This window comes from Blautia aquisgranensis (assembly GCF_040096615.1).
Taxonomy (GTDB): domain Bacteria; phylum Bacillota; class Clostridia; order Lachnospirales; family Lachnospiraceae; genus Blautia_A; species Blautia_A aquisgranensis.
The window spans coordinates 208,565-231,315 of record NZ_JBBMEJ010000001.1; the positions used below are offsets into that span (position 1 = coordinate 208,565).

Here is a 22,751-nt window from a genome sequence, read left to right on the forward strand (position 1 = left end):
TGTCCGGATGGTTCCGCAAAAGACGGTTCTGCTTCCGGTGTCGGGAATATCGTATAGGTTCCTTCTGCATACTGGTGGAGTTCCGAAAGAAGTTCTGTTTTCTGCTGATAGTTTGTCCCATACGCTTCAAAATCCAATGGCAGAGCTGCCAATGCTGCATCCATCTTCTGTAACAGTTCTTCTGTCTGCTCTGGATTCTCTAATACTGCGACCATTTCTTTTCCTGGTTTTTCCCAGAAGAAGTCATCTGTAAAGGGTCTGTCTATCTCTTCCGGAAGACGGTCATAAAAGCGGAGTACCTTATTCGCCATCTGCTCACGTTCATATTCCGGCATACGAGCATAATCTTCTGCCTGCAGGAACTGGTCATTCTTTATCAGATAAGCTACTCTGTTTGCAACTTTATTCCAGGATAATAAAATTGACGTATATGGATTCCCATAAGCACCTCTTGCAAGAAACAATCCTTTTCCATCATAGTTTGCGTGTGAATCATCGGCACCAGACAGTGCATGACTGCTTCCACCGATCCCATACTGTTCCTTGATAAAACCTGTCCTCGATCTTTCATCTTCATGAAGTAGATAAAAGGAATACGTCCTAAGCCTGCCCTGCGAATACGCTCCACCTCCTGCAAGATAAGCATCAATCTCATCCTGTGTAATGAACATCGGATGTTCTTTCCAGGCAAGCCGTCCCTAGCCTGATAAGGAATCACCTCATCCGCAAACTTTTGAAACTGCTTTGAGATATTTATAGGATTATAATGATGGAAACGCATAATAGAATGATTTTCTTCATAGGCTTCTGCCAGTGCATCCAGTCTTTCATTCAGTTCCGAAAGCCACTGGGGATCCTCCAGCTTTTCTTCCAGATAATCCGTGATCTCCGGATAGATACTGCGAAGATGTGGTAAGTCCTCTTCGTCAAAAACAATCTCCGCTACTCCTTCTGCCATATCCCCTTTCATATAGGCAAGAGCCTGGGCGTGTTCTTTTACTGCATTACTTCTTGCCGCATCCAATACAGACTGCGGTGCATATTCACCCTGGTCTAAAAGCTGATGGATACGTCCGCTGACATCTTCCCATGATAAAAATGCCTTATCTAAGATATGGTCTGTAACCGTATGCCCTACTGCGATCTGCATCCCGGTTTCATCAAACCAGACTGAATATTCATTTCCATCAATCTGAAAACCTTTTCCACCTTTACGGTATTCACGCTTCACAAACTCCGTATATTCCTCCGGTGTCTGTTCACTCATGAAATTATAGATGATCCGGAGCTGGCTGGCTTTCCGGTTTCCTCCTGTCCGTAAGATCTCATCAACAACTTGCTCTGGAATCGGAATTTCTCCGGCATAAAGGGCAGCTGCCCTTTCCTCGATCTGCCGTCTTTGTTCATTTGCGGTGGGATATTCGGGCAAAGATAAAGCAGAGGCGATCTCTTCCTCTGCTTTACTCAATCCATCTTCTCTTGTATCTTCGACTAACTGTATACCAATTCCGTCAAGATGCTCTCTTCCGCTGTTGCCATCAGTGCGTTCATGTGTGCTGTCCATGCCATCGGATCTGCTTCCTTGTCCGGTGCCGGACTCTTCTCCAGTAATTTCTCCATCTGGCTGTCCATTCTCTCCTGTGCTGCTTTCTCGATCTGTTCCAGATGGCTGTTCAGCTTCCCGGTCAGAAACAGGCTCTGATAAAGGCTGTTCTTGTGTTCTTTCAGAAATGTCCTCCGCAGCATCCCATATTTCCCGATCGTCACTTCTTCCTCTTCGACGGTCAGATTCGGAAACAGGTAATCTCCCTTGCGATGATATGTCAGTTCCATAATCGTTTCCTCCTTCATTTTCAATATTTTCTTCTTTTTTCGTTTCTGCATCCTGATCTTTAATTTCGTGCATTAACGTGGTAAAGTTATTATAATTCCTTTCATTGGATTTTTCAACCTCTTTTCTCGCTTCTTCCAGAGAAATTTTATGTACGGTCTTTCCAATATCAATCAGAATACTCTCACTGAGCTGGCTTGCCGCATTTCCAAGGAAGGTGAGAACTGACAGACGGTTATAATCTGTGATATGCATGAAGTCCTCTTCTTCCAGAAGTTCCATCGGGTCAAGCCCGCATCGCCTGGAAAGCAGATAGTAAACACTGTCTGTTGCCAGCTGACGAAAATCACTGCGGATCGTCACCTCATCCAGATCTTCCAGATAAGTACCTTCTACAGCATATTCCAATCCATCCAGGTATTCCTCCAGATTGTCATTGACCATTTCCCTTGCGACCGCCATCAATGCGTCCTGCAAAGTTGCCGCATCCTTTTCTTCCAGAGCATAGACTTCTGCCAGATGGGTGAGGATCTCTTCTCTCTGGTGTTCCTGCATCTTCCAAAGATATGGGCTTCTGCCTCCGGCTACCATGTGGGTATCCGAAATATCAAACACATAACGAAGTTTGGTATTCTGCCAGGTTTCATCAAACAAGGCAATTCCTCTTGCACCACGATTTACCCAGCGTAACATCTTTTCATTCCATAGTTCCAGTGATGCACAGGCTGTTGCGTCTGGACGCTGTGCATGGATCAGAAGCTGGTCTGAAAAAGAATAACGATATAACCTTGATGCTGTGTCCATATAATCCATCCAATCCCCTGGCGAACTGCTCACTGATACGGCATGTTCCTGCACCAAGTTTCGGATGTCCTGTAGTTTAGACATTAAACTTCCCTCCTATCAATAAAAAAACAGCCCACTCTTTTTTAGAATTGGCTGCATAAAATGTACTTTACTTTTCGGAGAGAAAATGCTATATTCTAATTGAAAAGAGTAACCGCCCACAAGGTGGATGCTCCTGGATTAGGTTTTAATTTATTTTGCTCTCAAAGAGAGCTGCCTATCCTGTTGGCAGACAGGGTAGGCTATTTTTTTCGCTTGTTGTCCCTATTATCCAAATAGGCAAGCAAAGCAATCAGAAACGTACCGCCTAAGAACAATAAGCTCAAGACTTCGTATGTATCCATTCGCTCCACCTCCCTTCTTCTGTATCCCTTAACGGAATCTGAAAATCCAGGAGGTTTTTACCAACCCTGTACACGGTTACTCCAGTAATATTCTAACAGGTAACTCTCCGCAAAGCAATTCCTTTTTACTTCATACGGTTTTATATTCTGTTTTTCTCTTATTCTCTGGCCAATGCAGTTTCCATTCCAGATATTCCTCTTCTGTGATTCTTCCATCGCCCAATTTCTGCTTTTTCCCCATCCATTCCTGCAGATAAGACATTGTTTTTTTATCCCTTATTGTGATTCCAACTGTTTCACTTTCTGAATCATTTAGCAGGAACAGATGAAAAAGCCCTCTATTTTCTTCATCCATCCAGAATAAAGTTTCCATTAATTCGTCCATTGTCGCAATTCCAGGACTTAAAAAATTCCGGACATCAACTTCCAATATTTCTGCTATCCGGATAAGCGTTTCCTGTTTTGGCGTGCGCTGTCCGCTTTCATATTGGGCAATTCTCACATCTGCACTATTTTCTCCATACCCTAACCTGCGCCCCAGTTCTTTTTGCGTTAGCTTGCGAAACATACGGATTTTTCTTATTCTTGCTCCTAATTTCAATTTCTTCTCCTTTTCAAAATGGGGCTGTGCAGTAACCACAGCCCCAGAACACTATTTATATTATCATTTGCGTTTTCTCTTAACTGCCACTACAGTTCCCAGACATCCTGCTGATACCGCAAGAGTCAGCACAAAAATAGCAATATTTGTATTATCTCCTGTTTTTGGTGAATTGGATACAGAAGTCGCATCAGAACCATGGGAACCAGGAGTGCTGACTCCCTGGTTTTCTGATGTTTCCGGAGTGTCTTTTTCCGGAGCTTTCTTATTTGTCAGATCCAGAGTATATTCAATCACAGGAGTACGGTCATTGACATATTCAAACTGAATCTTATGCTCGGTTTCATCAAGCTGATAGCCATCCAGTGTTTTTGTTTCTTTCAGGATATATGTGATTGCTTTTTTATACTGCCCATTCTTAAAAGTCGCAATCGGATAATTCTTTGATTCTGCATGGCCGGCACTGTCTGTTACCAGAGTTTCCAGAACTTTACCTTTACTGTCACAAAGGGCAAATTCTACACCTTTCATTGGCTTCTTGGTGTCTTTATCTGTTTTATTTAAGATTACCTTGCCCATTGCCTGTTCATCTTCCATTTTGGCTCCCTGAACATCTCCGGTGTCCTTAACCTCAAATGTCACTTTATTTGCCACAATATAGCCTTTCGGTGCTGTTTCCTCCAATAATGTATAAGTACCGATTGGAAGTTTCTCTACATAATGGGGCTGATCACCAGATGTCCAGCTTTCCATAACTTCCTGGTTTTCATTAAGAATATACAGTTTAGCACCTTTGACCTCGCTGCTTCCATCTGTCATATCAACTTTACTGATCAGAATTTTTGTTGTATCATCCTGCATTTCTACTTTCTGTATATCTGCAGTATTTTCTACTACAAACGTAATGGATTCTGCAGTTGCATAACCATCAGCAGGAATTGTCTCTGTTAATGTATATTTCTTTCCAACTTCCAGTTCCTTAATGATGTGTGGTGTGCTTCCGGAAGTCCACTCATCCACAACGTTTCCCTCTGGATCGGATACTTTCAGTTTTGCACCTGGTAATTCTTCCCCAGTTGTAAGATCTGATTTTGTGATTTCAAAAGTAGTTGGCTCGTCTTCATAAGTGAACTCAAAGGATACTTCTGCAACATCTTCTCTCGCATAAGTAAAGTCAAATTCCTTGATTTCTTCTGTTGTTACAAATCCTGCAGGAGCCTGCACTTCTTTTACATAGTAGCTGCCATTGATTGGAAGATCTGCCGTAAATACAATTCTTCCATCCTGATCCGTAGCTTTCTGCTCGATCATGGTATCTGCTTTCATGATTACTTCGCCTTCTGCATTTAAAATATCATTCTTTGTATAAAGTGCAAATACTCCGCCTTCCAGAACACGATCTGTATTTTTTTCTTTCTTAACTACAGTTACTTTTGCTTTCTGGCGGTTATTCTGCCAGTCCTCATCATAAGTCACAACCGGAGTATTCTGATCACGATAAGTCAGATCAACCTCTCTGATTTCTCCATCCAGAACATATCCATCCGCCGCCTCTTTTTCCTTTACATAATATTTGCCTAAAGGAAGATCTTCTGATCTCGCATATCCAAGAGCATCTGTCGTAATTGTTGCTACCAGTTCGTCCTTTTTATAATAATCACTGCTTTCCCCATCTGCAGCCTTGATATCCTCCGCTGCATAAATTTCAAAAGTAACATCTTTCAAAGAACCTGTAACATAACCAAATGCTGCGTCCATGCCGCCTGCCAGCATATCTTTCCAGGTAACTTCTTTGACAAATTCACCTTTTTTATTGATGATGATTCGTCCAACCGGAACAGCATCCTTCATCTCTACTTTTTGAACTTCTGCGGTATCAGAAACTGTAAATTTCACTTCCTCTGCCTGCAGATAACCATATGGTGCAAACTCTTCCCGAAGTGTGTAGGTTTTTCCCACATGGAGTCTCTTTATTACATGAGCTTTTCCTTTTACAGAAGTCCATTTTTCTACTTCTTTTCCGTCTGAATCCAAAACCGTCAGTGTTGCTCCGTCAAGTTCCACACCTGTTGTAATATCTGATTTCGTAAATTCAGTTGTTGTCGGCGCATTCCTAAAAACAGTTTCCAGTTTTACTGTTTTTACTTCCTGTCCCTGATATTTCGCAGTCACCTCAATCTGCTCATCCGAAGATACAAAACCATCTGGGGCTGCCAGTTCTTTTATATAATAAGTTCCAAATGGCAGATCCTGCTCAAAAACAGCTTTTCCATCTTCACCTGTTACCGCTTTTGTAAGCAGTTCGTCTGCTTTTACCAGTACCTTATCCCCTGCTTTTATATCCTCTTTTGCGTAAAGACCAAACTCTGCTCCAGAAAGCCCTTTCTCATTTTCAGCATCTTTTTTCACAACTGACACTTCTACTTTCTGGCGGTCATTTATAAACTCTGCACTCTGTGAGATCACTGGTGTATTCTGGTCTGCATAGACGAAAGAAATCTTCTGTTCTTCTTCATTTAATACAAATCCCTCCGGTGCAGTCTTTTCTACAACTTTGTATTCTCCTAGAGGCAGATTATCAAGCTCTGCTTTTCCGGATTCATCCGTTGTCAGTTCTGCAACTTTTTCACCCTTTGCATATTTCAGGATTCTTTTTCCTGTATCATCTTTCTGGAAATCTGCTGTATAGATATCCTCTGCAGCATATACTTCATATACTGCACCGGAAAGGTTTTGAACTTCATACCTAAAATCATTCTTATAGGTCGAAAGAACCTCTCCTTTTTTCTGTACAGTGAGTTTTCCTTTCACCGAATGGTCCTCATATACCACTTCAATGACCGCATCACCTGAAACCGGATCCGTCTGATACAGGGTATTGGTATCCACCTGTATTTCGACATAATTTTTGTTAATGGTATAACCGTCCGGTGCTGTTACCTCTTCGATTCTATAATGACCAATTTTTAAATTCTGAGGCAGTATCAGATATCCATCTATATCTGTGAAATATGAGGTATGTGTAACAGTTGTCGGGTATGTAGTTACCTGCTCTACATATTTTTCATGATCCATATCATAAATTTTAAACTCTGTTCCCGGAATTAGAACAGATTTTTTAGTCTCATCATCCTGTTTGATAATTTTCAGTTTTGCAGAAAATTCTTTATCCAAAAGAACTCTCCATGTCTGCGGCTCTGTTGGTTTATTCTCTGTAATCCGGACAATAAAATCATCTACAGGTTTGTAATTATGGGGTGTTGTAGTTTCTCTCACCAGATATGTTCCATATGGAATTGCAATGGATTTTACATAGCCTTTCTCATTTGTAAAAATTTCCGTTGCTCCATTTTCACCGATCACAACTGGCTCTGCAGAGGAAAAATCATAATTTCCATCCTCTTTTACCACCAAAGAAGATACCAGATATGCACTAAATCCAGCTCCGGATAGTAATGCAGCATCTGTGTCTCCATTATTGGCAGCTTTAATAAGTTCAAACGGCTGTTTCTTCACCGTTTCCAGTGAGGTACACTCTTTTTCTACAACCGCTGTCAGATCACCTTCATCACTGCATACAAGATCATATTCATGCTCGTCTGCCAGATATCCTACGGATGGGGTAATTTCCTTGATGTAATACTCTCCAAGATAAAGATTCTCTATCCTTGCTTTTCCTTCTTTATCGGTAGTTAGCGTACCAATCTGGCTTCCGGCTTTATAAATAACGCCTGTCTTTCCATCTGGATGGGTAATGTCGTTTCTTGCATAAAGTCCATACACCGCATTTTCCAGGGAAGCATCTCCCTGTGCCTTATTTTCTTTTGTCTCGGCATCTTTTTTATTCAAAGAGATTGCAGCACTGACCCTGTCATTCACAAAAGTATGACTGAAAGAAATTTTTGCCTGTTCATCATTGGTATAACTGAACTGGAAAGAATAAGTATCTTTCTCATTTCTGACATAACCAGCCGGAGCCTGGACTTCTTTTACATAATAAGAAAATCCCACTGGAAGATCTGCTTTAAATGCTGCTTTTCCATCAGTACCAGTAATTGCAGTCTCAATCAGAGCATCTTTTTTTACCGCTACTTTTCCATCCACAGTTTTCATATCCTGCGCTGCAAACAGAGCAAAATGCCCTCCGGATAGTGTATTTTCAGTATCTTTGTCTTTCTTTATCACCTGCACCACTGCTTTCTGACGGTCATTTGTAAAGGTAGTCTCTGAGAAAGCCGCTTCTGCAGTCTGCCCTGCATAAGAAATGGTTACTTTTTTTGTTTCTTTTGCATTATAAAAATTTTCCGGGGCCTGTGCTTCTGTTACATTATAGCTTCCAAGCGGAAGATTCTTTACCGTTACAGAACCGTTCTCACCTGTGATCAGATTTTTCGCTACTTCTGCGCCTTTTTTGTAAACTGTTTTTCCACCTGCTGTTACAATATCCTCGGCAGCATATACGTTATAAACGGCTCCTTTCTGACGGCGTTTCTCATACTGGAATGAAGTTCCATTTTCATCAGATACAGCTCCTACAAAAACTTCTCCCTCTTTATAAACGGTCAGATTTCCTTTCTGCTCTTTGTCCGTTACAGTCTGTTTGGTCGTACTGCCAACTACTAATTTCACTCCATAAGAGGAAGCCTGGACAACATAACCTTCTGGTGCTGTAATTTCCTTTAAGTAAACTGTATCCTGTGTCTTAGTAAGAGTTACACGTGAAGAACCATTGCTGTCTGTTGGCGGCATTTTAGCAATCAGCTTTGTGCAGGCGTTATCACTATATACCCCATACACGGCTCCAGCTAGATTTTTTCCAGTATCTCCATCTTTCTTTGTAATTTCAATAACTGCTTCTTCCGGCCAGTCAACTGTAATCTGCAGGTCAGAGGAATCTGTATAGTAGCCAAAACCAATGTCCTGTGAACTCTCCAATTTTAAGAGCATTGCATGGAAATCCAAAGGGAAATTAGATGTAATCGCATACTTTCCTTTCAGACTGCCCATATTGGCTGTTGTAGCTACAAGATGGAATTTCTCTCCACCCTTTACAGTGACATTTCCAGATGCCGTTTTTCCTGTGGTTTCATTAACAAGGCTTACTCCGTTCTCCAGATGAATGGTAATGGTAAATGCTTCATTTGCCTTCCAGGTAAAACTTTCTGTTTCCTTTCCCGTTGCATTAACGGAAAGTCCTGGAAGAAGTTTCATTGCTGTCGGATCAGGCATTTTAGCAAGAGCTGCTTTAATCTCTTTCAGCATATTTTTAGCGGTTGTAGAAAGCGCACCTCCAAATCCGGATTCGCCATCATATAAATAGTCAACCAGGTAATGCTGCATGGCTCTTGTCTCAGAACTGCATCCATATTTTTCCATAATGGATTTTACATTATATCCATTGAATGTATGTCCCCATCCTGGACCGCCATATCCATAGAATAAGGCTTTTCTCAAATATTTATCATCTCCGCCTTCATCCAGTTCAACCATATTTTTATATGTTGTCCCACTTGGAGGTGACTGCATGGAGTGCTGCATACAATACGCATTTACTGTATAAGTCTTTCCGCCTGCTTTGTAACGAACATATTTGTAGCTGTCATTTCCACCCTGTCCCATAACTGTATCAAACGGATGAAGCTGGCCATCTGAATAATAGTAATATTTATTTGCTTCAATATTTGTTGCATCATCCCATGGAGTATCGGTTGCAAGTAACATGATACCGTTTTCTGCCTGATCCATGGAAACACTTAGATCAATGTCATCTGCTGGCATTTCAAAACTGAATTTATCCGATTCTTCGTGATAAGTCACCTCAGAATACAATAAATCTTCTGTATTCTCTGTCTGGTTTGCCTGTACTTTTGTTGTTCCTACTGCAATTAAGCTGCCTTGCGGCATATCTCCGGAAAAAACAACGGTTTCTCCTGGCTGATACTGTCCATCTTCATGGTTCAGCTCAATATGAAATTCCTCTCCACGAACAATATTTACCTGATAATTTCCATCTGCATCTTCTGTTTTCTCTGTTCCATCTGTAAAAGAGTCGTCTGTCGCCTCTGGCATTTCTTCCGGATCTGTATCTGTAATTTCTTCAAATGTGCTGTCTGTATCCGGATTATCATCTATGGCAGGTTCTTCTGTTGAAACTTCCTCAGACGGATTTTCCGGGATTGGTGTATCTATTGGCTCTTCCTCAACCGGAATTTCTGTCGGAGTTACTTCTTCATAGATTTTATCCTCTGACGGAATTTCTACATTTACCTCATCCTGCACAGGTTCTTCACTCTCTGCAGTGCCTATGGCTGGTTCCTCGCCTTCTGCTTCATTCTCATCTTCCTGGTTGCTTACAGATTCCTGATTCTCAGATTCAGCAACCTGCACCACCGCTTCCTTTACAATCAGCTTACGATTGATCTGATAAATTGGGTGGCCACTTACTGGCTCTACATAATAAACAGCTTTGTATGTATCTTCGTAATCTGTTGTAAAGTCCTGCTTTTCCTCATTTTTTGCCTCATGGAAAGTGATCTTCACCTTTTTTTCATCTGGTATTTCCAGTCCGGTAAAATCTTTCTCCACTTCAAAAATACTGCCTGTTTCCAGTTCCAGATCTTTTGCTTTTACCACCTCATCTGCATCAAGTTCATTTTTTACCTTTTCGTATAACGGTGGCTCTTCTGGCACTACATCTGCCGCATAGGACAGTATTGGAGATAGAATTGTAGATAACACTGTAAGCATTGCCAAGAATCCCGACAAAAATCTTCTCATATTTTTTTTATTCTTCATTCTTTTTTCCTTTCTTCCGTTCCGGGAAAATCAACTGAAACTTTGGATTTCCGGTTTCTGAAACCTCCATCTTTATAGTTGCTTCATACTTCCTTTTTGTTTTCTCTGATACCAGATCTTTGAAATGCACCTGCTTCTCACTCAGCAGCTTCCTGACAGTTGCTTCATCAAGTATTTTTCCCTGACTCTCAAAAAATCGGTTATTTTTCCATAAAGTAAAACTGCAATCACTTCCTGAACAATAATAATTTCTCTTTCCCACATAAACCTTATTGCCACATCTTGGGCATTTTCCAATTTCTTTCCGACCATCTGAAAATAGTTTCTGGTATTCTTCCACTGGCTGTCCATTATCACTTACCAATTTGGTAACCATTTTTTCAATTTCGAAGAGAAATTCTTCTACATTTTTCTGGCCTCTGGAAATCAGTGTCAGATCATTTTCCCATTCTGCTGTAAGTTTTGGTGATTTGATCATTTCCGGAAGAATCCTGATCAGATTTCTTCCATCTGCAGTCGGTAATATCTGCTTCTTTTTACGCTCAATAAAGCCTTTCTCAATCAGTTTTTCAATAATCGCTGCCCTGGTAGCCGGAGTTCCAAGCCCTTTTCTCTCTGCGTCTTCTATCGTATCCGAACTTCCAGCGTGTTCCATGGCACTAAGGAGCGTATCCTCTGTGAGGATTTGTCAAGGTAGGATGTGGATTATTTCTTTTTGCTGGTACATTCATTCATAATCAGCGTATTCACGCTGTCCGTAAAAGTCCGCTTGGTATTCTGCGGAAAATGCACTCTTACCCGATAAGTGGTATTACCTATCTTTTTCTTGAAATGCTCTGTATTCACTTTCTTGCTTTCTTCCATGTTCTTCTCCCTTCACGCAAAAAGGACAGCTACAAACCATTGCTTGTAAACTGCCCTCTCGCTGTTATAATGACTGTTCATTTTTCTTCCTGCTGTGTATCTGACTGCGTTGATTTTGCTCGGCTTCTCGGGTCATGGCAAGCATTTTATGGTTATGCTCAATAACCTCTGTTGACGCAAGCTCCGTAACCACTCTTGCATAGTCGGGATTGCTCTCCTGCAATTGTTCTTCCAGTTTTGCCTTTTCCGCTGTCCATTTCTTCGGTGTAATCTTCTCATCAGAGGAAAGCATTTTCTTTAATTTTGCACGATAACTGTCGTATTCTCTAAGCTCCGTTTCATGCTCCTTATCATATTTACGCTTGGCAAATCCTTTCAGCGAATTACTCGTCTTATGATACACGATATAAGGCTCATAATCACTGTATGCCACAAGCAACTGCTCCAGTCTTGCTATCTGCTCCGCAAGCTGTTGTCTCTCCGCTGACAGCTTCTCATAGGCTGGCTCTCGCTGTGTCTTAAACTCCTGCAACTGCTCAAAGCTCTCAATCTGATTTGCCACAACAAAACGCTCCATTCTCTCCTGCTCCTGCAATGACTGTCTTTGAGAAATCTTCCTCAAATATTTGCTCTTGATTACTGGCAATTCCAGTCTGCCCTTTTTGCCGACAACTGCTCTAATCATATCAAGGACTTCATTTGCAGTATTGCGTACTGCTTCAACTGGCTTGGAATTAACAAGCTTCTGCAACTGTTCCTCTGCTTTTGCCACAAGCATTTTTGCAGTAAGAATAGCCTTATTCTGCTCCATTATCCTGCGGTTGACATTCCCTCTCTCTGTCTGTATTCCTGCCCTTTCCAGCGCACTGGCTTTCTCTCCCAAATGTATCTGTGGTATGGTATCAAGCCCCTGCTCTGCAAATGACCTATGCTCCCAAAAATTCTCCCTTAATCCGTTTTTATCATTGACCGCATTTATGGTGTCAGCTAAATCCTTGCGCCACTTCCTGGCATTCTCCCTGCTGTTCCATCCAGTCACATCCTGCGTGGTGCATTTATATTGCCCATTCTTTTTTCTTATCTTGTTTCCGTCTGCGTCCAGTGCATAAATCTTCTTCTGCTTATCTCCCCATGAACCATCTTCCAAAATAGGACGCATGGTAAGCATAATATGGCAGTGAAGATTACGCTGGTGCGTATTCGGATTTTCAGAGTCATGGATGGCAAACTGCGCACACATTCCGTCATCCACAAAGTTCCTTTTCACATAATCCCTCATTACCTCTATGGCAAGCTCATAACTCCACTCATTCGGCAGATTGATTTTATATGACCTCGCCAGCTGTGCTTTGGCAGATTTACTCTCCCTCATTTCAACGGAGTTCCATAGCACCGATGGGTCTGAATATTCTGCTGGTGCATTGACCGGAAGCATGACCTCATTATGCACCAAATCCTCGGTATACTTCGGGTAATAGGTTGTTCCGTCATATTCAGAGTACATGGTAGTACGGCTGATATATGCAGATTTGTCAACTGCGGATGAACCACCTCTGCACTTTGCACCTCTTCCGATAATGGCAACTCGGGTACTTAGGTTTTTAACTGCCATAGCCACACCTCACTCTCCTGCATAGGCTGTGGCAGACCGATACTGTGGATTGTGCGGTATCGGCTGACTTTGTGGGCAGTGCAGCTCCGCTCTTTGGAGCTTCACTGAACGCAAAGTATGCAAATGGGTAGGTGCGCCCTCTGCACCGAAGGGAAAACGCAGTGTTCCCTTTTGACTGCCCTCGGCAGGCAACAGCTGTCTGCAAGACCCCTCGGAGAGCGCACATACCATTGCAGATGGTATATCTGTGCGCAACGAGAAAATCTCGTTGACTGGTCTTAGGCATTTTCGCTCTTGCCAGTACCTTCATCCCCTGCCACCTCACTTTCAGCTTTTACAACTGCATTCTCACGCTTTTCAGCACTTTCCTTTTTCACGATTTCAATAATGCGCTGGCACTGCTCCGACTTCATCCCCGAAGCAATAATTCTGTTCAGCTCCTGCTCGTCAAACTGGTAGCACTCTGGAAAGTATTTATGAACAATACCACCCATCATGTACTTGTGCTGATTTTCCTCTTTGCGCTTCTGCTGACTTGCCTTTCTCTTAGCTTCTGCAAGCCTTGCCTTTGCCTGCTCCACAATCTTCTCTGCCTTTAATACCTCTGCTGTTTTTTCATTGTTCTGTAACATAATTTCAATCTCCTTTTTCTTGATTTTTTGTAACAAAAAAGGTGGTCATGGTTTTATAATTTCCATGCCACCTTTAGGTGTTCGATATTAAATTAGTTCTTTGCCATAATAAATCTCATCTATTCGACAAATTGGAATTTGTCAATACCTATTACCATAAAGATATTTATTTGAAATTCTCTTTTGTGTTTCCAAATATTTTGTAACGTTTTCATCATAATCAGGATAATTATAACCAAGTGAATCTGCCACTTTTTTAGATATTTTTTTGAACAAACATAGACACAAATCAAACGATTTCCACATTTCTTCATACGAACTCATTGAATATGTATTTAGTAAGTTATCCCACAATTCTTTTGAAATATGCTTATCTAAAAATTTATAGTTTTTACCCAAACTGAAATTAAATCCTTTTTCAGTACCGACATACCAACTAATCATCCTAAGAAGCTCATGACGTAATACTTCATTCATATGGTCTATTGCAAATAGTATTTCACCACGAAGTAAGCCCTTGGATACATATGTTGCAACATTCCAAAATTCGTTACAACAGTCATCAAACTTTCTTTCTGTTGGACACTTAATGTAATAATCTTCATCTGTGGGAACTATTTCTGTTTTAATCATATTATCTTTATCTAACATGATTTTTACAAGTTTATCGCGAGTAAGATACTCCTCAAGCATTGAAACAGGTAACAAAGTTAAATCAATCTTTACACCATCATCAAAAAGCATTATATAAGAAAATCCTTTTTCTTCTGGAGGAAATAATTCCATATCTTCAGGTTTTTGCATCATAATTCTGTTACCAAAAACACTAAGCCAGTCATCGCTTTTCAAAAATTCTCCCATATCTATAACAAAAAAAGTAATATCATAATCTTGAAGATTGTCTTTTGGTATATTAACATTAGTGCGAGACCCCTCAAGAGTTACAATTCTAATTCTCTCATCTTGAAAAGCAAAATTCAAAACTAAATCGTATATTTCTTTTTCAGTCCTCATTTCATTCACCTCAATAAAATTATATCACAAAAAAAGATTGATTCTAACTGTTCTTATAATTTGATAACCGCATCAAGGCAGAGCGTAAGTGCATATTCGTATGCATTACCGCCCCAGTTTCTTTCGTCGTATTTGTCAACATCTGCAAGACTGTCTGCGGTATAAAGTATCATACCCCAGGTTGCCCCTCTGAAATCAGCACAGGCCGCCAGAGCAGAACATTCCATTTCTACAACTGCACAGCCTTCACTTTTGCGATAAGCCACCTTTTCTTTGGTTTCACGGAAAAATCCATCCGTTGACCAGGTTATAACCTCCTGATATTTCATACTATGCTCAAGAATGGTTTCTTCAATTGCTTTTCTTGCCTTCTCGCTGATTTCCACAAATCGAGAAGGGGGCGCATAGTGATAAGATGTTCCCTCATCACGCAGAGCCTTGTTTGGTACGAGGAATGTACTTTCGGGGAACTTTTCCAGAGCACCGCAACTACCTGCCGAGATTACCTCTCTTACACCATAACCAATCAGCCAATCAAGTATCTGTGTGGCTGCTGCCGCACCAACGGGTGCTTGACAAAGCACAATGTCCTCACCCTTGTATTTGGTGATGTAAATGGGATAATGCTTCGTTGCACTCTCAAAAGTGGATACCTGTTTGGTATCACTTTTACTGGCATATTCATCTATGTAAGCACCAAGAAATGCGAACACACATTTCTTGGGTAAGTTCAAACCAAGATTTTCATGAGTGGGATTAAGAACTGCTGTCTGCTCTGTATCAAACTCCAAAATCGGTATTTCGTTTTTAATAATAGCCATACTATCTCTCCGTCAAATTCAAGTTGATATTTCACTTATTTTAGGAAATTTAATAACTGTTATAGTTGATTATCAAATTCCTCACAAACCCTTGAAAATACTAAGTTTGTAGCAAGTGAACTTTCCCTTACTCTTTCCCTTGTATTATATTCTCTCATTGGTTTTCATGAACCTTAATATGGGAAAAATTAAGGGAAAGAAAAATTCGTACATAGTATAACATATAACAATAACGACATGGTGAACTGAATGAAATGTTTTCGATATTTAACTCTGTAAATGATTATTAAAAAATGGAGATAAGATACAATGAGAACAATTTATGCAGAATACAACATAAACCACGATAGTATTGATGTTTACACAAGTGCCGGATATATGCTTCGCATTAATTGTTGGGAAGCTGAAAAAAATTTAAAAACCACATATGGATCAGAATGTGCGCTTACTTCATTGGCTGTGGATGAGCCTTTGGAATATGCAAGATTATATCTTGATGGCAATTTACAGATGTGGGTGGATGCAGAAGATTCACTTGAATTATAGGCAATTTAAACAAAAGTTTATATCTGATTTTCGATTATCCATATGAACACTTTACTTTCAAGCATTTTGAGAAATATAGAAAAACGCTAATTTTACCACTAATAAATGAGCCTTGATATGACACTAAAAACAATATGGGAGATAGCACAATATCTGTGTATCTCCCGTTTTTCATTTTTGTAATATAATTACTTCACTCTAATTTTTATATTTTCTTATTTTTCAATAATCATAGGACTTATTTCTAAATCTGCCATAGACTGCTTTGTTTGGTATGGCTTTCGGGATATGATTACACACATCATAGTGTGGATAGTAATAGAGCATAAAACATGTAGAGTAAGGTTGCTACAACTCATATTGCCATATATAATAACTAATGACATCGAAAATTAAAGAAATTGATTAGAAATAGATTTTTGTTTGATAATCTTAAATCAGATATTCACAATGGAGGCATATTTATGGCGCAGAGTATTTTAATTGTAGACGATGAAAAAGAAATTGTATCAATGCTGTATTGCTATTTCAGCAAACTTGGATATACGGTATATACTGCAACAGCAGGAAATGCTGCATTAAAAGAAGTAGAAAAAAAACCTGACATTATTTTGTTAGATGTCAATATGCCAGATATAGATGGATTTACTGTTTGCGAAAGGATACGGGATTATGTTTCATGCCCTATAATTTTTTTAACAGCACGCATTGAAGATAGTGATAAAATAAAAGGATTTTCTATTGGCGCAGACGACTATGTAATAAAACCATTTTCTGTTGATGAATTAGAAGCTCGCATTGCAGCACATCTTCGCAGAGAAAAAAGACACAATATATCTTCAAAGGTGCAATTTGATGAAGATATGGTTATAGATTATTCCTCACGTATTGTGTTTTATCATAATAAGGATATGGCTTTTACCAAAAAGGAATTTGATATAATATCTTTCCTTTCGCAAAACAAAGGAATTGTTTTTGACCGGGAAACTATTTATGAAAAAGTTTGGGGATTAGACGGCATTGGTGATAATACAGTTGTTACAGAACATATCAGACGTATTAGGGCAAAATTTTTATCTTTAGGCGATAGACCTTACATTGAAACTGTTTGGGGGTGCGGATATAGATGGAAAAATTAAAGAGAAGCAGATTGTTCAATCGGTTAAATAGCATGAGTATTAGAATGACCTTTGTTCTTTATGCTTTGTTTTCGTTGTTGATTGGAATAATTATTTGTATACTTTTAATTTCAATGGTTGACAGATACAGAATAAATTTAAACTATAAGTATGAAAATCTGTCAACGAGGTATGATATACCGGAAAATGGCTCATTTACCGCCACTTATAGTAATGACCAAACAAAATACACAATATTTGACACGAAAGGAAACGAGATATGCAAGTTCAATGTTGATTATCAAAAAGAACGCCCAGTACACGAATATGTCTATCCGAACCATGTTTCATATATCGAAGTTTTACCTAATTTTACAAACCGGGATAGGCTTATTGACAGTGCTTTAGGTTCATTAAATATTGCAATTATTCCTATCGTATTATCTATTAGTATGATATGTTGTGTAACATTTTTTTATAAAAAAAAATTATCGAAACCTATTAAGCTATTAACTAATGCGTATCATAAAATTGAAGCAAATGACTTAGATTTTACGTTATCATATCCATTAAATGATGAAATGGGGAAACTTTGTCATGCCTTTGAAAAAATGAAAGACTGTTTGTCGAAAAATAATGAAACTATGTTTCGACAATTTGCTGAACAGCGCCGTCTAAATGCTGCTTTTTCGCATGACTTACGCACTCCTTTGACTTTACTAAAGGGTCATGCTACTATGCTGCTTTCCTTTATTCCCAAAGGCTTAGTATCACAACAAGAAATATTAGATGAAATATCAGTAATGTCAAAAAATATTTCACGTCTTGAAAAATATGTAAATGCTATGACGAACTTATACAGGTTAGAGGATATTGATATTCCACGACAACAGATTACATTTCATTCACTTATTGATAATTTTAATAACACAGCAGAAGCACTTTGTTATGACAAACATTTTTCAATTACTACAAGCGGTAATAATATAACCTTGTTTATCAATTTAGATACAGTCATGCAGATTTATGAAAACTTACTCTCTAATAGTATTAGATACGCAAAAAGTGATATTGCTATTAGCGTAGTAATAGAGAATGATAATTTAGTTATATCTGTTTCAGACGATGGTTGCGGGTTTAAAAATATTGATATTGAAAAGGCGACATTACCATTTTATAAATCATCGAAAGATATAGCTACTGAACATTTGGGGTTAGGGCTGAATATTAGTAAGATTTTAAGTGAAAGACATGGCGGAAATATCCAAATTGCTAATAATAAAGCAGGGGGAGCATGTGTTACAGTGAAAATAAATTGCAATGAAAGTTGATTGAAAATAGACATTTTATTGCTATTATAAATTTAAAAGAAAGGAGATAAGGACAAATGAAAAAAATAATATGTATGTTTCTAACCTTATTGTTATTGGTGTGTATTGTTGGGTGTAGTCAAGCAAAGGACAGTGATAATCATGTAGTACAAGATTATTCCGAAGAATATGAGGTTTCTCCTTATGGAAGTGAAGAAGCGCTTGACACTTTGGGCGATTTGAAGATTTCAATGAGTACAGAAAAGGATTTAGACTTAAAGCACCTTTCATTTCTAATAGAAAATACTTCTGATAAAGAATACCAATATTCACCAGATTATTTTGAAATAGAAGCTGAACAATCCGGCACTTGGTATCAACTTAAACAGCTTGATGACCCCTCAAAGAGCAATGAAAAGGATTGCTTTATTAAGCCTAACGAACGATTAACATTAGAAATTGATGTTAAAAGTTTTTATGGAGAATTGCCTGCTGGACACTATCGTTTGATTAAACAATTTGCGTTCTTTGAAAGTGAAAGAGATTGGGATTACGATACATATAATTTATCTTGCGAATTTACGATAAGGTAAAAATTCTCTACTTCATAAGCATGAAAAAAAACCGCTTATGAAGTAGAAAGTTCTCATGCCATTTTAACGGCGGTTTTGAAATAACAATCAAAACCGCCGTTTTCTTTTGTAAAAATGAGAATACGGAGGGTGTGTTAAAGTCGCCCTTTTTCAAGGATACGGTGGTATCAAGGAGGTATTGCCATGTCCTTTTTTATGTACCATGTGGAGCATATTTATGTCTAGGAAGAAATACAGTAAAGCATTCAAACTAAGGCTTTTAAAAAAGCATAATGAAACAGGCATATCCTACTAGAAATTGGAAAAGGATAATATAATAGCAGGGGACGATGTGTGTTTTTATCCCCTGCTTTTATACGTTTTTTATCATATTTTGATTAATATAGCTTGGTATTTAACTGATTTTTCAAATAACATCTAAGTCCAACATATACTCCTTGCGAAAGTACAAAAAGCAATAGAAGATTTACTGACAGTGTTTTTTTGATGGATTCTCCAAAATAAATGATGACAGCAGCACTTGTCAGTATCATCAGTAGAGTAATAAAATCCCAACAGTTTTTCTTATATAATTCTATAACCTTTATTTCTATCAGTATCACCAGTATCCCTGTTCCTGCTACGCATATTCCGACAACCAATATCAGCAATAACCAATATATGATTCCGGCTATAAACGCATTTGGAATTTTGGTACTAATCTGTGCCGCAGAATGTCCGGCAGCAATCGTCCATCCGATAAAAGTTTGTATGAATGACGCTGCATCATGGAAGAATGATTTACAATCGGAAAGGAACACATCTGACTGTACTGCCTGAAAAAGAGTGGTTGTCAGCGAATACCATGCAAGAAGGAACAAGGTTGTTTGGAATATTACCGTTTTTGCTTTATACTGTCCTGCAAGTCGCTCTTTTTGTGTTTCGTATTTCGCTTTTTCATTCTGATAGGCTGTCCGGTCACAGGCTTCACATTTTTCATAGAGCACCGGCTTTTCTACCGGTATCTCTACGATTTTCTGATGTGTCCGGGCATAATCCCGTTGTTGTGTTAAGCATCGTATTTTATCTTGACATTCCCCTATCGTGACGTTTGCGCTTCGCAGCTTCTCTTTCTCGATCTGCAATGCTCTGTCTGCCAGCTTCAAGTCGTTCTTTAATGCTTGAATATTCCCGGCTCTGTTCTCTTTGTTTAATTTCTCGTTCAAGGTCAGAGATTCGCTGAGCTGCGTCTTCAGTTCCACGATAAGCTGGTCTTTCTGTTCCAGTTCTTCTTGTATCTCCTCGGTCAAGAGCAGAAGTTCTTCCAACTGTTCGGCGTTCTTTGATTCTCTGGATTCGTTCATCTATATCACGTCCTTTCCTTATTTGCTGTTCCAGTTCAGCAATTCGGTGTTCTGTTTCAGCAATAAACTGTTTTCGCTGTTCAGATTCTGTGCCAATTTCTGCCATTGCTGATTTTCGTTTTCCAAAAGTTCTATCTTCGTTTTCTGTTCTTCCATCTTGGAAAGCAGTTCCTCGGTATTTGGCAAAATGTTGAGCAGCTCGGATAACTCGCTGTTTAATTTTTGCAATTTCTGATTCTGTTCCTGCATAAGAGAGAGTTGGGTGTCCCGGTTCTGCATTTCCAGAATCATTTCTGTCATTAAGGTCTGCTGTTCTTCGATTTGCCCAATCATGGACTCCATTAAGGGTATAATTTCCCGGCTTTCTTCTAATGTCATTTAATCGCTCCTTCCATAATGATAATGCACCCGATACTTTTCCAAAGGTGTCCAGTATCTTTTGCAATAACGTGTTTTGTTGTTTTATGATTTGATTTTCCGCTACTTTCCACGAACCTTTTATTTCCTGCCCGACAAGAAACTTTTGTTCAATCTTTCTTGCGTCAGCACCTTCATGGATGGTAGGAATCTGGAGTTTTCCCTGTTTTTCATAAGAACGGTGATCGACCTGATTATGCAAAGAAAGATGTTCATTACACACCTTTGCCCACTCACTCCGCCATAGTTCACAATTTTTTGGATTGTTCCATCCAGTAGCATCGGTCAGCACCCGTTTCCATTGCAGGCGGTTTCTTGCACCAATCTTCTGAATTCCGTTTTCGTCTAATACAGGGATACGGATTCCATGACGGTCAGGGTTTTTCTTATCCTGCCACCAGTTCGGATGGGATTCATCAATCACGATATTTCCGTTTTTATCTCTGACAAAATCCCAATCCTTGACTTCTTTCTTTCCCCAAGAATGATCCGGGTTAAAAGGACGCATAGTCAGAAGCAGATGGACATGGGGGTTGCCATCCCCTTTATCGTGGATACTCCAATCAGCGCACATTCCTCTATCCACAAAAGTTTTTTGGATATAGTCAGTTGTATATTGAATTTGTTCCTGTCTGTTCCATTCTTTGGGAAGGGCAAATTCAAATGACCTGCCAAATTGGGCATCCGCATTTTTTTCAATCTTCAATACCTCATTCCATAACCTCTGTTTCTGAAATGTGATTTTAAATTTTTCTAAAGCAGCTTCTTTATCTGCTGACTTTTTGTATCGGACAGATTTCTGAAAGCGTTTTATATTTTCCTCTGGTACTATCTGCCATTCAGGAGGTGCGTTTTCGCACATCATCAGACTGGTGTAGACCACTTCTTTTTTAGAAGTGTAATAACTGATTCGCCCGGTTTCCTTATTTTTCATCACATCCCCATTGAGATATGCGGAAGCGGAGATAACAGATTTCCCTTTACTACGTCCGACTATTTTGACTGTGTAATGAAAAATCGCCATGTCTGGATGCCTCCTTTCTGCACATCCGGCATAGATTTCCGGCAACATTGCTTTCGGTTTTAGGAAAAGCAGCATTGCCGGAACGCCCTCTGCGTAAGAGTGCCCTGCGCATAGCAGCCTGCATGGAATGCGCCCCTCTGGCGAAGAGTGCCTCCTGCGGCATGAGCAGGTCTGGCTGAAAGCCCCGCCGACGGAACGAGCCCGGCAAGCGTGAGCGCAGACCGGTTGCCACTTGTGGCAAACTTATTGGGACGACCTCTGGTTGTCCATAAGTGCGCCCTTCATAAAAAAGCAATGAAGGGAATGAAAACCTCATCCCCTCCGCCATTACACTTCCTCCATATCGGTATTTGTTTCTTTCTGCATTGCCTTTGAGAAAAATTTCCCGTTGGCTTCCTGCTTTTTCAGAAAACCAATCAGCTTTGGGATGTCTTCTTCCTCAATAGGCGAACCAAGAACGGATTCCACCGCACCGCCAACCTGACAGAGCCTATGGGTTCGTTTTTTACTTTCTTCGGCTTTCTTTCGCTTCAGAAGTTCTTTCTTCTGTGCTGCATATCTTTTCGCCTTTTCAAGGCTTTCCTGCTCTTTCTTTTCCATTTCAAGCATTCGTTCTTCATAACTTTTTGTTGATTTTGCCATTATTACATTCTCCTTTCTCTTGCAAACATAAGTTCTTGGTTGCGTATCAGAAGAAGCACATGGTATAATCTTCTTGCGTGTAGGTATATCATGGCTTCGGTCTGATAGAACCTTTGGCGGTTTCTTTGGAAGCCGCCTTTTTAATTTGCCGCAGTTCTTGTTACGGCTTTTACATTTCCTCTATCCCTCAAATCACGACCTTCATTCGCTTCCATAAACATTTCCAGAATATCGGTTTTAATCAGGACTTTGCGACCAACCTTTAATACTGGAAGTTTCTTCCATTCTACAAGCTGTCTTAAGGTGTTTCTGCCGATTCCCGTATAGTCAGCAGCTTCTTCAATGGATAATGCAATTTTTCTTTGCGTCATATAATCACCTCCTTATAAATTGCATTA

At 39.6% G+C, this 22,751-nt stretch carries 18 protein-coding genes; 4 read left to right on the top strand and 14 right to left on the bottom strand.

From position 1 onward, the window contains the following. Nucleotides 1–385: 385 nt before the first annotated feature. From WMO28_RS17140 to WMO28_RS01035, 10 genes are all read right to left on the bottom strand, one after another. A complete protein-coding gene (locus WMO28_RS17140; protein ID WP_435375566.1) occupies nt 386–2,719 on the bottom strand; it encodes a hypothetical protein in 2,334 nt (777 codons plus the stop codon). Between the two features lie 200 nt (nt 2,720–2,919). Continuing rightward, the gene (locus WMO28_RS00995; RefSeq protein ID WP_015524590.1) at nt 2,920–3,021 is read right to left on the bottom strand and encodes a putative holin-like toxin; all 102 of its coding nucleotides are present in this window, start codon (nt 3,019–3,021) and stop codon (nt 2,920–2,922) included. A gap of 130 nt (nt 3,022–3,151) precedes the next feature. Then, nucleotides 3,152–3,622, bottom strand: coding sequence for a helix-turn-helix domain-containing protein (locus tag WMO28_RS01000; RefSeq protein WP_173722373.1), 471 nt, complete (start codon nt 3,620–3,622; stop codon nt 3,152–3,154). A 63-nt stretch (nt 3,623–3,685) separates the two neighbouring features. Beyond that, entirely contained in the window at nt 3,686–10,417 is a 6,732-nt protein-coding gene (locus tag WMO28_RS01005; RefSeq protein WP_173722372.1) for a SpaA isopeptide-forming pilin-related protein, read from the bottom strand. Further along, nucleotides 10,407–11,102 (bottom strand): DNA topoisomerase, encoded by a 696-nt coding sequence (locus tag WMO28_RS01010; RefSeq protein WP_286188095.1) that lies wholly within the window; start codon nt 11,100–11,102, stop codon nt 10,407–10,409. The genes WMO28_RS01005 and WMO28_RS01010 overlap by 11 nt, the downstream gene beginning before the upstream one ends. Nucleotides 11,103–11,122: 20 nt before the next feature. Beyond that, complete coding sequence (locus tag WMO28_RS01015) at nt 11,123–11,281, bottom strand: transposon-encoded TnpW family protein (protein ID WP_080630487.1); 159 nt, start codon at nt 11,279–11,281, stop codon at nt 11,123–11,125. Nucleotides 11,282–11,345: 64 nt separating this feature from the next. Further along, on the bottom strand, nt 11,346–12,893 hold the full coding sequence (locus WMO28_RS01020; RefSeq protein ID WP_002582176.1) for a MobA/MobL family protein: 1,548 nt from the start codon (nt 12,891–12,893) through the stop codon (nt 11,346–11,348). Nucleotides 12,894–13,171: 278 nt separating this feature from the next. After that, the gene (locus WMO28_RS01025; RefSeq protein WP_002582177.1) at nt 13,172–13,525 is read right to left on the bottom strand and encodes a hypothetical protein; all 354 of its coding nucleotides are present in this window, start codon (nt 13,523–13,525) and stop codon (nt 13,172–13,174) included. Nucleotides 13,526–13,666: 141 nt separating this feature from the next. Then, complete coding sequence (gene ant(6), locus WMO28_RS01030) at nt 13,667–14,539, bottom strand: aminoglycoside 6-adenylyltransferase (RefSeq protein ID WP_002582178.1); 873 nt, start codon at nt 14,537–14,539, stop codon at nt 13,667–13,669. Between the two features lie 53 nt (nt 14,540–14,592). Next, on the bottom strand, nt 14,593–15,360 hold the full coding sequence (locus tag WMO28_RS01035; protein WP_002582179.1) for a nucleoside phosphorylase: 768 nt from the start codon (nt 15,358–15,360) through the stop codon (nt 14,593–14,595). A 309-nt stretch (nt 15,361–15,669) separates the two neighbouring features. On the opposite strand from WMO28_RS01035, the gene WMO28_RS01040 reads away from it, so the two are divergent. The 4 genes from WMO28_RS01040 (at nt 15,670) to WMO28_RS01055 (ending at nt 18,927) form a co-directional block, all read left to right on the top strand. Further along, nucleotides 15,670–15,906: a DUF6061 family protein gene (locus WMO28_RS01040; RefSeq protein WP_008400163.1), complete on the top strand. Its 237-nt coding sequence runs from the start codon at nt 15,670–15,672 to the stop codon at nt 15,904–15,906. Between the two features lie 464 nt (nt 15,907–16,370). Then, nucleotides 16,371–17,045: a response regulator transcription factor gene (locus WMO28_RS01045; RefSeq protein WP_044944580.1), complete on the top strand. Its 675-nt coding sequence runs from the start codon at nt 16,371–16,373 to the stop codon at nt 17,043–17,045. Beyond that, nucleotides 17,033–18,355: a HAMP domain-containing sensor histidine kinase gene (locus WMO28_RS01050; protein ID WP_055156874.1), complete on the top strand. Its 1,323-nt coding sequence runs from the start codon at nt 17,033–17,035 to the stop codon at nt 18,353–18,355. Before WMO28_RS01045 ends, WMO28_RS01050 begins: the two co-directional genes overlap by 13 nt. Nucleotides 18,356–18,411: 56 nt before the next feature. Continuing rightward, nucleotides 18,412–18,927 (top strand): immunoglobulin-like domain-containing protein, encoded by a 516-nt coding sequence (locus WMO28_RS01055; RefSeq protein ID WP_008400157.1) that lies wholly within the window; start codon nt 18,412–18,414, stop codon nt 18,925–18,927. Between the two features lie 377 nt (nt 18,928–19,304). Here WMO28_RS01055 and WMO28_RS01060 read toward each other — a convergent pair whose 3' ends face one another. The 4 genes from WMO28_RS01060 to WMO28_RS01080 form a co-directional block, all read right to left on the bottom strand. Next, complete coding sequence (locus WMO28_RS01060) at nt 19,305–20,051, bottom strand: DUF6040 family protein (RefSeq protein WP_055156872.1); 747 nt, start codon at nt 20,049–20,051, stop codon at nt 19,305–19,307. Further along, the gene (locus tag WMO28_RS01065; RefSeq protein WP_173694417.1) at nt 19,990–21,711 is read right to left on the bottom strand and encodes a MobA/MobL family protein; all 1,722 of its coding nucleotides are present in this window, start codon (nt 21,709–21,711) and stop codon (nt 19,990–19,992) included. The genes WMO28_RS01060 and WMO28_RS01065 overlap by 62 nt, the downstream gene beginning before the upstream one ends. Nucleotides 21,712–22,038: 327 nt before the next feature. Then, entirely contained in the window at nt 22,039–22,353 is a 315-nt protein-coding gene (locus WMO28_RS01075; RefSeq protein ID WP_005337289.1) for a hypothetical protein, read from the bottom strand. A gap of 140 nt (nt 22,354–22,493) precedes the next feature. Beyond that, on the bottom strand, nt 22,494–22,724 hold the full coding sequence (locus tag WMO28_RS01080; RefSeq protein WP_004843519.1) for a helix-turn-helix domain-containing protein: 231 nt from the start codon (nt 22,722–22,724) through the stop codon (nt 22,494–22,496). Nucleotides 22,725–22,751 lie beyond the last annotated feature (27 nt).